The sequence below is a fragment of the Duganella sp. BJB476 genome (genome assembly GCF_003416895.1).
GTDB lineage: Bacteria > Pseudomonadota > Gammaproteobacteria > Burkholderiales > Burkholderiaceae_D > Rugamonas.
Genome location: NZ_QVIO01000002.1, coordinates 51,035 through 61,050, shown reverse-complemented (window position 1 = coordinate 61,050; position 10,016 = coordinate 51,035). Strand labels below are relative to the sequence as shown.

Below are 10,016 nucleotides of genomic sequence, written 5' to 3'. Positions count from 1 at the left end.
TCTATCCTTTTTGCAAAACTTTCGGCACCCATTTCGCCTTCGGTGCTGCCGGCGCCAAGGATTTCCCACCCTCGACGGCCGACCGTGCCACGACAGCGTGGCCGATGCCGTTGATGAAGAATGGTACGCCCATTGCGCGCAGGGCTTCAATCTGCCGCGATTTACTCTTGCGCCCCGACAGCACTGAGATTTCTTCCGGCGTCAGGAACGTGCTTGGCGCCGACTCCAGGCGCTCAACTTTGCGCGCCAGTTCGGCGACGATGTCGTACTCGGTCTCGTTGGTCATCATGGCGGCGTCTCCCCGGTGCCGGCATCAAACGCCTCAACCAGCGCCTTGTAGCCCTGCTCGGTGTGGTAGCGACCCTTGGCTTTGATGAAGGCTGCCACGGCGGTACGCAGTGCGTCGGCGCGCTCCACGCGATCCGCCGCCTGTTGAATCACTTGATAGAACTGCAGCCGGCTGATCTCGTCACCCATTGCCAGGTCGTAAGGCATGCGCAGCACGCCATAGAACATCACGTCACTCATAGCAAGCCTTTCCCACGTACGTCGACGACGGTGATCTTGTCGGCGCTTCGCTTGATCTGCGCCTTTAGGCGCTTCTCTTCCTTCTTCAGCTCGGTGATGCGGTCCTGAATGTCGCTGATCTCGCGCTTCACGTAGCCATGGTCCTGCCATGCGCGGTTAATGGTAGCCGCGTTGGTAAGCAAATAATCGAATGGGTCGAGCACTTGGCCGCATTCCGCGCAAGCGATGCTGCGCTCATGCGGGTCAATTCGGAGCCCTCCGTGCTGGCAGTACATCTTTTTTCCTGCTGGCGGCTTCTCGATGGTCAGCGTCTGCGCCGGCAGTTCAGCTGGCTTGAAGGCATGGATTACGTTGTCCGAGCTCATGCGACACCTCCGGTCAGGACTGCGCTGACCACTTCCCACAGGCGACTTGGCGCCCACTGGAAGCGGTCAAAGTCTGCATCGGGCTCTACATCCACCGCGCAGCTGGAATGCGCGCCGTAGTAGCCTGCATGTATTTTCGTCAGCAGCGTGGCAACCTGACCATTACCGCCGGCGGCGGTCCTATGGTAATCGTACGGCCGCACGTGGTAATGCCGCCCAGCCATGATGGAATCAGGGACGTGCTCTACCAGGTCGACCCTGCCGTCTGGAACCCATGGCCGCCCGCCGTTCGCCGTGCGCGCGCCCTCGTGCAGGTAGAGTATGTGTGAGCCTGCTTCGTTCGGGATGACTTCGACCGGGATGTTGATCTGCTCGCCGACCAGCACGATGGACCGGAAGCCGAACCGGTGATTGTGGATTGCCGAGTGCTCGAAGCAACTCCGGCGCGGAAGGTCAGGGTGCCAGACGTGGATGCGCTGATTTCCTGGCAGCTGCACCTGCACGAAGCCCAGGCCATGTAGCGTGATCTTGTCGGTCATGATGTCGTCGATAATCACAGGGCACCGCCTTTCTCGCCCTGCTGCGCGGCCATGACGGCGATAGCATCTTTCAGCGATACATACTTCCATCCGGACTGATGTCCGGCCCATGCCTTGTCTCGCCCACAGAAACGGCCGTCCTCGTCAATGCGCCAACATGGATTTCGGTGCATAGCAAACTGATGGAAATCCATTTGTTCAAGTGCTTTGAGAAACTTACCCAGCGCCGCATCGCGCCCGTTGTCCTGCGCTACCTGACTACCAAATTCTGCGATCATCTCATCCGACAGCGCGTGATGGCTTGCCCTGCAAGATTCGGCATAAGCTGCCAGTGCGGGCCCTGCATGCATGTCGTGATCCATGTCCAGCACGAAGTAGCGGCAACCGTGGTGCTTACCGCCGGGCGCATCGCTACCATCCACCCGCCGTACATCGAACTTGCGAAACATGCCTTGCTGTTCGGCTGGCTTTGTCAGGTCGCGCTCCGGGAATCCCTGCGCTACCTTAGCGGCAGCGGGAGGTACGGTAAAGCCGATGCGCTCCAGTGTGCCGCGCTCTTCCGGCGTGATGTTGACGCCCTCCTTGAAAGCCGCATCCCTGATTGCCTTCAGGTCGATATTCCGGTTGATACCATTGGCGGCGATAAAGTACGCCAGTTCACAGGCATGTCGCACTGCCCATTTCGAATTGGCATTGCCTTGCGTGAGGCGCGCAAACCACCAGACCAGTTCATGCACGCGGTCATGTTGCACATCGTCGGCGCCCGATATCTCTTCGGGCTTCAGGCCGCCGTCCAACAACTGCTGCAACTGCTCAGTGCTCAAGCCGTAATGATTGAATGGCTCAGGCACCGCCTCTACGCTGGCTGCGTGCTGGACGAGTTGATTGCGGGCAGCGTCGCGCTCGGCGGTGATCTCCTCGACCAACTTTGCGCCGTCGCCAAAGCCATCGCGGTAGCGCGCATCGGACTTCGCTGCCAAAGCAGCGCGGAACTGGTCGATATATTCCCTTTCCGTCGATCCCCAGCTATTGACCAAGCATTCGTCTTGCGGCTCCTCGTCTGGGTAGTCTTCATCTGGCTCGCCGTGCACCATGAAGAACTCGCGCTCGATGGCGGTCAGCAGTTCAAAGAAATGCATGCAGTTGCGGACGTTGGTCAGCAGAACACCGATGCTGCGCGCATCCTTCCCGATGCTGAAAATGTCGTACACGCGTTGAAGATCAGCTTCAGCATCCACCATAACCACTGATACAGCAGGTGCTGGCGCATCCAATTTATTAATATCATTCATTTTGGCAACTCCTGCAAAGTTAGTTCCTCGGCCGGGACTAGGTCCGTACGGCCTTTCAAATAAACGCTTGTGACCAAGGCGCTGCTGGTAGGGTCTTCATCGCGCCGGAACGACTGGATGAAGTAGGGCATGCCGCGCCAGATCACCGGGTGGGCGAACTCCTGCGCTTTCAGCAACAGCCGCGCCTGCCGGTATTCGGCTTCGGCTGGCGTCTCGACCGGAAGCGGGTCGCGGGCACTCACAGCAACCACCAGAGGTTTGCCAGCGCAGCCAGGCCGTAGAGCAGGGCGATCAGCTGGAACGCGCGCCGGCGGGCATCGTCATTGCTGAGCATTGGGGCTTGCAGGTCTTGGTCCAAATTCATAGGGCCTCCGGGTCATCGGTGCCGATTAGGCACGCCTGTTGTTGCGGCACGCCAGCGCTGAGTGCCGGAAGTGGTTTCAGTCCATCCGCCAGTGCTCGCTGTGCCAACTCCAGGGAGCGCCGCACTCGCTTCAGCTCTTCATCCACGTTAAGGCGATCCACTATTTCGGTGGCGGCGCGAGATATCAGGTATGCCGCAGCATCGTCTGGCAAACCAAGCAACTGGCAGATCTCATGCTTTGCCGTTCGCGCCTCGGCCAGCTCCCGCTCGATAACCTGGCGTGCATGCTTCGCCCGCTCACGTTCTGCCTCGCGCAGCTGCTCGGTCGTTTGCGTAGTCTTCACCAGTTCCATCTGAAGCCGAAGCTCCGCGTCATTAAGGTCACGCAGGGCACCACCGATCTTGTCGCCATACTTCTTCCTGATCGCTGCTTCCGCCTGCCATGGCGAGGCACTGCGCGGCTGCGGCTCCCGGTTCTGGCGGTCCAGCCCATCGATCATCAGCTTCATCCACGCCTCATGTGGCAGCGACTCGAATGCGCGTAGTGTCGGCCCCTTCAAAGTGCGCCAGACCTCATCGTGGCGCACGATTAGGCCGCAGCCATTCGGCACGTCCTCCTTCTTGATCAGCCCAGCCGGCGCCGCAAAGATCACGCCGGATGCGTACTTCAGGTAGCTCTGCCACTTTCCGCTGGTGACATCGCGGCGAAAGTCAGCGGTGCTGATCTTGCATTCGTAGGCTATCGGCCGGAACTTGCTATAGCTCTTCGGTACCGTGAAAACATCTGGGCGCGGCGATCCTGATGGACCGAGCTGCATGTTCGTCCAGACGATTCGATCACGGCTTCCGCGTAGGTGGGCGGCAAGGTCCTCCTGCAGCTGGTCGTGGCCCCAGGTCATGAGGCCTCCGGGAAACCGTTGTGCTCGACGCCGTCCAACAGACGGCCGGCAGCGCGCTTGCCGGCCCGGTACAGCGTCGGCTCATCATCGATGTGGAACTCGCTACTTCCCGGTATGGCGTCAAATTTCCAGTCATCGACGAACCAGTCGGCCACCTGCACGGTGCGCATGTCGAGCGTATTCGTCGCGCATTCGCCCGGCGCCCATTCGCCCCATTGCTTGAACAGGAACGGTGTACCTGCCGCTTCGCACTGGTCGAGCAAGTCGCGCACCCAGTCGGGATGCATCGGCCGTGCACCGGCGCCACTCTCGCCGCCGACGATCACCCAGTCGATACCGCCGAGAATAGGGCGGTTCCTCCACGGCATGTAGCCAGCCGCGCTCCAGGTGGCGGAGGACTGATAGAAGTCGACCGGGCCGAGCAGCGGCTCCATGCTCAGGAAGCGGCGCGCCGCCGGCACTGCGAGCAGTTTCGGTATGTCGCGGTCGGTTTCCTCCTGGTTGACGACGGTGACGCCGATCCAGACGTTCGGCCATGGAACTTCAGCCCACTCGGTCAAGCCGTGCGACATCACTTCTAACGCCGCATCCAGCATGGCGTGCGCATTGCCGATGCGCTTCGTCAGCAAGAGCCAGTCGAGGTGCGGCGTCTTTGCGATAAGCTCGAGCAAGTCAACGCGCCACTGTGGGTCGACTGCGTTGTCGAACACGTCAGCCAGGCTGGCGCAGAACACGCGTTGGCGACGACCATGTGCGACCATAAAGTCGGTGGCTGCTGCATTCCAGGCGATCGGCTTCTTCCAGTTCGCAGCGCTGGTGCGGCGGCGCTGCGCGCCCGGGCCCCAGTTGACGGACTTGCCGCCGGCGAAGCGCGCGTTGCGCGCCTCGGCGTAGCAGTGGTCGCAGCCTGGGCCGACCTTTTGGCAGCCTTCCCATGGGTTAAACGTATGGTCCGCCCATTCGATCTTGGTGTTCTCGCTCATGCTGCGACCCTCGGTTTAATGGTGATGCCTGTGTGGCTGAGCAGTGCTTTATAGGACATCAGTGCCTCGGTTCGGTCGCGCCCGCCGACCTCATGCTGGCGGAGACGTTGGTGATATCGGCGCCGTCCGTACGCGCCGACCGAGACGTGGTTCGGCCAGACCACGTAGCCCAGATATGGGATGCCGGCGGCGGCCGGCGCCAGGCGGACCTTGAACGGGTGAATGGTCAGGCCCATGGCGGCGAGGTACTCGACGACGGCCGCGCTGATCGCCAGCAGTTCCTCCTTCGTCTCGGCCATAAAGGTGAGATCATCTACGTAGCGCAGGTAGGCTTTGACGCGGAGGGTCTGTTTCACCCAGTGGTCGAAGGCGCAGAGGAATATGTTCGCGAACAGCTGCGACGTCAGCGAACCGATGGGCATGCCCTTGGCGGCAGTGCGGCGGTACATGGTGTCGGCCGCGAACAGGCCGTCGTACTCATCGCCAGTGCGGAAGGAATCGACCAGGTTGACGAGCAGGGCGCGGACGTCCTGGTCGCCGATGTAGCGCAGGATCATCCCCTTGAGCAGCGAGTGATTCACGCTGTAGAAGTATTTGCTGATGTCGAGCTGCAGCACCCACTTCGAACTGGCGCCGCGCGCGAACTCGGCCAGGCGGCGCACGGCCGCATGCGTGCCGCGCCCGGGAAGATTGCCGAAGGTGTCAGCGATGAAGCGCGGTTGCCAGATCGGCAGCAGGTACTCGTAGAGCAGCCAGTGCACAACGCGGTCCTTCATCGGAGCGTCGACCACATGGCGGTGTTTCTTCTCGCGCACGACGAAGGTCTTGTACGGCCCGAACTCGAAGGCGCGGGCGCGCAGCCGGGCCTGAATCGCCAACAGGTGGCGCAGCGGGTCGTTGCCGAAGCGCTGCACTCGCAGGCTGGCCGATTTGTTCTTCTTCGCGCTGGTCCAGTAGCCGAAGAGGCTGGATAGCGACGTCATGCCGTGGAACGGCGCCGGCGCGCGGCCGCATCCCGTTGCAGCACCCATGGGCCCTGCAACGGTTTCCGGTTTGGCTTCGCGCCGTGCTTTCGGGATTGCCCCAGGAGCTGATCGACCAAAGATATGCTTTCCGTGAGCATGCTCGACGTGTAAGCGTGTGATTTTTGGGTCAGCGGAAGCCGACGTTGTCGTTCGAGTTGCGCGGGTTCGTGTAGCTGAGATTGAACACGCCGGCGTTGTCGCCGTCGTTCCAGTAGCCGCCACGGATGAGCGCATTGCCAGACCTTCCAGACCACCCCCTTCGTTGATCATGATGCAGCCCTTCCGGCGCGAAGCAGGCCGCCGACCAGCCGCCCAAGCTCAACGGCTAAGCCAGCGCGATGATCGAACGCGAATTTGAGCTTGCTTAAACGTGGAGCCTGGGTGAGGTAGAACTTGAGCAGGTCAATATCGGCGGACAGCGCATGCAGGACGCCGGTCTTGTCGAAGGCCTGCCCGTAGGCGAACACATTGCGCATCACGCGCGCCATGCACGCGCGCAGATTCTCGCCGAACGTGGCGCGCAGGTCGCGAGGCATCTTGATGACGTCCTGCAGCAGGTGGGTGTCCAGTTCTTGCGCCTGGGTCTTGAGCTTGAAGCCTGAGCTGTCCGGATTGGTCAACAACTCCTTGGTGGCGGCCTGGTTGACCTCGCCGCGCGCGACCAGATCGGCAATGACCTGATGCACTATCTTTTCAGAAACCGACAGCAGCACCGACGTGTTGGCGCCGGCCTGGTCGGAAACGTACAGGGTGTAGCCATCCGTCCGGTTGCCGAGGTAGACCACGTACGGAATCTGGAACTCGCGCACCATGCTCCACAGGCGCTGCTTGAAGTTCCCTGCGGGGAAGCCGACCCGCAGATGCGGCGCGCCGCTGGTGTTGACCAGCTGCAGCTGGTAATTCTTCAGCGTGTTGAGCGCGTGCGCGGTCCGGTCGTAGCCGTGTAAGAAGCGACCGGCCTGCACCAGCACCAGGTGTCCGGGGTGCTTCGCTTCGATTTTGGCAGAGACGTCGGCCATCGGGTCGGCCGTGCCCAGCCCGACCTCGATGCCGCGGAACGCCGTGAGCGAGAACTCGGCGCGCTCGCCAGCAGTCGGAACTTGTGATTCAACTTTTTTCATTATTTATCTCGTTGTTTGGGAGACACGGTCACCGCTTCGCAGTGACCGGGGACCGGGAACCCGTGACCAGAGGCCTATACGGGTTTGGTGCAGCGGAAGCCGACGAAGTCGTCCGAGTCGCGCGGGCGCGTGCAGCGGAGACGGAACACGCCGGCGACGTCGCCGTCGAACCAGTAGCCGCCACGGACGAGCGCAAAGCCAGACCAAGCGGCTCCGCCGCGCGGGCGCCAGCCCATGCCGCGCTCCAGGGACGGGAATGGCGCGGTGGTGATCGACAGTGAGTCGGCCTGGAACTCGCCAGCTATCAGCCCTTGGGCGTCTCCCTGCACGTTGTCGAAGACCCAGCTGTAGGCGTTGCCGGCGGCATCGCAGATGCGCTCGCCGTTCGACAGGGTGAACCAGCGGTCTTCGTCAGTGGACTCGGGTATGACGTCGCCGGCCTGAGCTTCGTCGAAGTCGCCATTGCGCAAGCCTTGCTTCAGGTCGCCTTCTCCGACGGCGCCGCCGGTCCAGTTCGCCGCCACACTGGCGATGTCGATAGCCAGGGCCAGATACTGGCGCTCGGTGATCAGCGTCAGGCCAGCGCCTGCGGCTGCCGCCACGGCGTCGTGGTAGTTGATCTCGACCCACGGCGCGGCGCTGGCGGAAATCGTCGGCGTGCCGTCTTCGCCTTTGCTGGTCAGGTAGGTAGCCACCTGAAACGATGGCTCAACGCTGCCGTCAGGAAAGGTTACGGCGGGTACGGTGGCGAACAGGGCCGCAACGGCGCTGGCCAGGGCGGTGGTTTCTGCAGAAGTTGCTGTATTCATGATTCTCCTCGGTTGGTACTGCAATAAATTCGGTTATGCGGGTTGGGAGGTGCCTAGGCCTTGACCGTTCACGGTGCGCTGTGCGCGCACCGGCTCGTCGCCAGCGGCAGGCTTCTCGCTCGGCTCCAGAATCTCGACGGCGGCCACCAGAAGCATCTGGCTGGCAGTGGATCCAGCCGGCCGCGCCTTCGCCAGTTCCAGTGCTGCCTTGACCGCGCTTTCGCCGGTGGCTGCCATGCGCTCGTGCACGTGCACGATGTAGGGCTGCACGCTCTGCGTGTAGAGTTCATTCAGCACTTCACGGTGCAGGGCGCGGACCTTGTATAGTTCGGCGCTGAGGCCGACGGCGCGTTCGAGCTTTTTCTGGCTGCGGGTAGCCGGAGTCGACTTCTGCTCGCCCGGATCGGACATCGTCGCCGCGCCGCCCAGCGCATGGACTAGGTCGGCCAGCAGCTTGGCCGTCTCGCCGGCGAACAAGGCGAAGTCGCCATCGAAGCGCTCGGCGTCGTCCTTGGCATAATCCTTCTCCTTCAGTACGTCGAGCAACTTCAACGACTTGACGGCCAAGCCCTGGTCCAGCACGAAGCTGATCTTGCTGTCCCACGTCATGGCCAGGCGGATGCACTGTTTGCCGGCGGCGATGTGGCGGCCCAGTTCCTCGGCGTTCAGCGTGTGGCGCTTCCACTGCACCTGCGCCTTGCTCTCGCCGGTCGCCTGCAGGGTGGCGTCCATGTCGACCGTGAAGCCGGCTGGCGCCTCATCCGATTGCAGCCAGTCGGTCATCACGCCCACCGGCGAGCGCTGAACGCGCAGGCTCTCGACCGGAAACTTGTCGATCGTCTTCAGTAGCAGCTTGATCGCGGTATCGGCCTTTCCGGCGCCGGCGGCGTCGACCACCAGCCAGGCGTTCTTCGGATCGATCCAGACCCAGGTGCTGTCGCGCGTTGAGAACGCACGCGGCAGCAACTCGTCGGCGACCCGCTCGCGCAACTCCTTGTAGGCCTTCTTGCCAGGGCAGAAGCCTTGTGCCTCTTCCATCTCGGCGGCGCGCGCTTTCGTCACCTGGTTGATGACTGCCGCCGGCAGCACCTTGGATTCGGTCGTCAGCTTCAGCAGGAACTGGCCGTTGACGACGTGCACCAGGTCGCCGTCGGCGCGCGGCGGCGCCCAGCCCTCGCGCAGTAGTTCGTTGCTGGCAGCCGGCGCGAACGCGGCTTGCGCAAGCATGCGGTTGAGGGACTCAGCTGATGCCAGGAAGCCGGGCAGGCGGTAAATTTGTAAATTTCTAAACATCATCTGTCCTATCAATAACCGCGCCGCGGCGCTTTGAGAAATTCATTTGAAATCGGCATTCTGGAGTGCATTTCATTTTTGTTTTGTGTCAAGGCGGAGCCTGCGCATCGCGGCAAGCGCTTTCGGTATCTGCATGGGCCATGTAGGCGTAGCTTAGGCCGACGAACAACAGCATTGCGGCGACGGTCAACCATTCACGAAATCGCATGCTCATCTCCTTTTTCTGCGCGCATCAGGGTGAGTCGGTCGCGCTTACGCTGGATGGCGCCTTCAATCTCAGCGCGGATCTGCGCTGGTGACATGCCCAGGCCTTCGAGGATGATCGCGAAGGTGCGCAGTTCATGGCTGCTCATGCGGTCGTTTTCGTAAAACAGGCTGACGACACGCCAGAGTGCCTTTTCGGCCAGCGTCGGGTTGTCAGCTTCCAGCAGCATCGTCATCAGGTTGCGTTCAATGGCGCTCATGGCATCACCGGCGGTATTGCGATGTCGACCAGCCACTGTGACAGCAGCACCAGCAGGCAGACGGCGCCGATCATCAGGCGAGGGTGGCGGCTAGTCCAGCAGCAGGGATCGCCGAAGAGGAAGCGCGCGATCACGCTGCCACCGCGTGGTTGTTGCGCAGCAGGTTCCAGCCAAGTTGCTGGCGGAACTGCTCCGGCGACAGCGGCGGTGTACCGGCCGCGCGGTGCTGCGCCATCAGGTCACGGACTTGTTGCTTGGTGGGGTGCGTCGTTTGCGTCATGAACTTCTCCAAAGAGAGGGAAGGGCGCCGCCGCTGCGCGGTGGCTTGTGCCCT

14 protein-coding genes and 1 pseudogene are annotated in these 10,016 nt (G+C 62.1%); all 15 read right to left on the bottom strand.

Annotation, left to right across the window (positions count from 1 at the left end):
• Position 1 precedes the first annotated feature (1 nt).
• Positions 2–289, bottom strand: coding sequence for a DUF4224 domain-containing protein (locus tag D0T21_RS09715; RefSeq protein ID WP_229211427.1), 288 nt, complete (start codon positions 287–289; stop codon positions 2–4).
• Positions 286–528 (bottom strand): hypothetical protein, encoded by a 243-nt coding sequence (locus D0T21_RS09710; protein WP_147328078.1) that lies wholly within the window; start codon positions 526–528, stop codon positions 286–288. Before D0T21_RS09710 ends, D0T21_RS09715 begins: the two co-directional genes overlap by 4 nt.
• Positions 525–893, bottom strand: coding sequence for a hypothetical protein (locus D0T21_RS09705; RefSeq protein ID WP_116994390.1), 369 nt, complete (start codon positions 891–893; stop codon positions 525–527). Before D0T21_RS09705 ends, D0T21_RS09710 begins: the two co-directional genes overlap by 4 nt.
• A complete protein-coding gene (locus tag D0T21_RS09700) occupies positions 890–1,450 on the bottom strand; it encodes a hypothetical protein (protein WP_116994389.1) in 561 nt (186 codons plus the stop codon). Before D0T21_RS09700 ends, D0T21_RS09705 begins: the two co-directional genes overlap by 4 nt.
• Positions 1,447–2,724: a hypothetical protein gene (locus D0T21_RS09695; protein ID WP_147328077.1), complete on the bottom strand. Its 1,278-nt coding sequence runs from the start codon at positions 2,722–2,724 to the stop codon at positions 1,447–1,449. Before D0T21_RS09695 ends, D0T21_RS09700 begins: the two co-directional genes overlap by 4 nt.
• Positions 2,721–2,966 (bottom strand): hypothetical protein, encoded by a 246-nt coding sequence (locus D0T21_RS09690; protein WP_116994387.1) that lies wholly within the window; start codon positions 2,964–2,966, stop codon positions 2,721–2,723. The genes D0T21_RS09695 and D0T21_RS09690 overlap by 4 nt, the downstream gene beginning before the upstream one ends.
• Positions 2,963–3,088, bottom strand: a complete 126-nt coding sequence (locus D0T21_RS32725; RefSeq protein ID WP_301546333.1) for a hypothetical protein — start codon at positions 3,086–3,088, stop codon at positions 2,963–2,965. The genes D0T21_RS09690 and D0T21_RS32725 overlap by 4 nt, the downstream gene beginning before the upstream one ends.
• Complete coding sequence (locus D0T21_RS09685; RefSeq protein ID WP_199539637.1) at positions 3,085–3,987, bottom strand: hypothetical protein; 903 nt, start codon at positions 3,985–3,987, stop codon at positions 3,085–3,087. The genes D0T21_RS32725 and D0T21_RS09685 overlap by 4 nt, the downstream gene beginning before the upstream one ends.
• The gene (locus D0T21_RS09680; RefSeq protein WP_116994386.1) at positions 3,984–4,970 is read right to left on the bottom strand and encodes a phage Gp37/Gp68 family protein; all 987 of its coding nucleotides are present in this window, start codon (positions 4,968–4,970) and stop codon (positions 3,984–3,986) included. The genes D0T21_RS09685 and D0T21_RS09680 overlap by 4 nt, the downstream gene beginning before the upstream one ends.
• Positions 4,967–6,001, bottom strand: coding sequence for an RNA-directed DNA polymerase (locus D0T21_RS09675; RefSeq protein WP_199539636.1), 1,035 nt, complete (start codon positions 5,999–6,001; stop codon positions 4,967–4,969). The genes D0T21_RS09680 and D0T21_RS09675 overlap by 4 nt, the downstream gene beginning before the upstream one ends.
• A gap of 260 nt (positions 6,002–6,261) precedes the next feature.
• Complete coding sequence (locus D0T21_RS09670) at positions 6,262–7,116, bottom strand: hypothetical protein (RefSeq protein ID WP_116994384.1); 855 nt, start codon at positions 7,114–7,116, stop codon at positions 6,262–6,264.
• A gap of 74 nt (positions 7,117–7,190) precedes the next feature.
• Complete coding sequence (locus D0T21_RS09665; protein WP_116994383.1) at positions 7,191–7,925, bottom strand: SUMF1/EgtB/PvdO family nonheme iron enzyme; 735 nt, start codon at positions 7,923–7,925, stop codon at positions 7,191–7,193.
• 411 nt (positions 7,926–8,336) lie between these two features.
• Positions 8,337–9,221 (bottom strand): annotated as a pseudogene (locus D0T21_RS09660) (recombination-associated protein RdgC); the annotation flags it as partial.
• A gap of 191 nt (positions 9,222–9,412) precedes the next feature.
• Positions 9,413–9,682, bottom strand: a complete 270-nt coding sequence (locus D0T21_RS09655; protein WP_116994381.1) for a hypothetical protein — start codon at positions 9,680–9,682, stop codon at positions 9,413–9,415.
• 130 nt (positions 9,683–9,812) lie between these two features.
• On the bottom strand, positions 9,813–9,962 hold the full coding sequence (locus D0T21_RS32040; protein ID WP_158567991.1) for a hypothetical protein: 150 nt from the start codon (positions 9,960–9,962) through the stop codon (positions 9,813–9,815).
• Positions 9,963–10,016 lie beyond the last annotated feature (54 nt).

Bases quoted from the DNA above. Each gene is read 5' to 3' on its own strand.
- D0T21_RS09715 (WP_229211427.1), bottom strand. From the start codon at position 289: ATGATGACCAACGAGACCGAGTACGACATCGTCGCCGAACTGGCGCGC.
- D0T21_RS09710 (WP_147328078.1), bottom strand. From the start codon at position 528: ATGAGTGACGTGATGTTCTATGGCGTGCTGCGCATGCCTTACGACCTG.
- D0T21_RS09705 (WP_116994390.1), bottom strand. From the start codon at position 893: ATGAGCTCGGACAACGTAATCCATGCCTTCAAGCCAGCTGAACTGCCG.
- D0T21_RS09695 (WP_147328077.1), bottom strand. From the start codon at position 2,724: ATGAATGATATTAATAAATTGGATGCGCCAGCACCTGCTGTATCAGTG.
- D0T21_RS32725 (WP_301546333.1), bottom strand. From the start codon at position 3,088: ATGAATTTGGACCAAGACCTGCAAGCCCCAATGCTCAGCAATGACGAT.
- D0T21_RS09685 (WP_199539637.1), bottom strand. From the start codon at position 3,987: ATGACCTGGGGCCACGACCAGCTGCAGGAGGACCTTGCCGCCCACCTA.
- D0T21_RS09680 (WP_116994386.1), bottom strand. From the start codon at position 4,970: ATGAGCGAGAACACCAAGATCGAATGGGCGGACCATACGTTTAACCCA.
- D0T21_RS09675 (WP_199539636.1), bottom strand. From the start codon at position 6,001: ATGGGTGCTGCAACGGGATGCGGCCGCGCGCCGGCGCCGTTCCACGGC.
- D0T21_RS09670 (WP_116994384.1), bottom strand. From the start codon at position 7,116: ATGAAAAAAGTTGAATCACAAGTTCCGACTGCTGGCGAGCGCGCCGAG.
- D0T21_RS09665 (WP_116994383.1), bottom strand. From the start codon at position 7,925: ATGAATACAGCAACTTCTGCAGAAACCACCGCCCTGGCCAGCGCCGTT.
- D0T21_RS09655 (WP_116994381.1), bottom strand. From the start codon at position 9,682: ATGAGCGCCATTGAACGCAACCTGATGACGATGCTGCTGGAAGCTGAC.
- D0T21_RS32040 (WP_158567991.1), bottom strand. From the start codon at position 9,962: ATGACGCAAACGACGCACCCCACCAAGCAACAAGTCCGTGACCTGATG.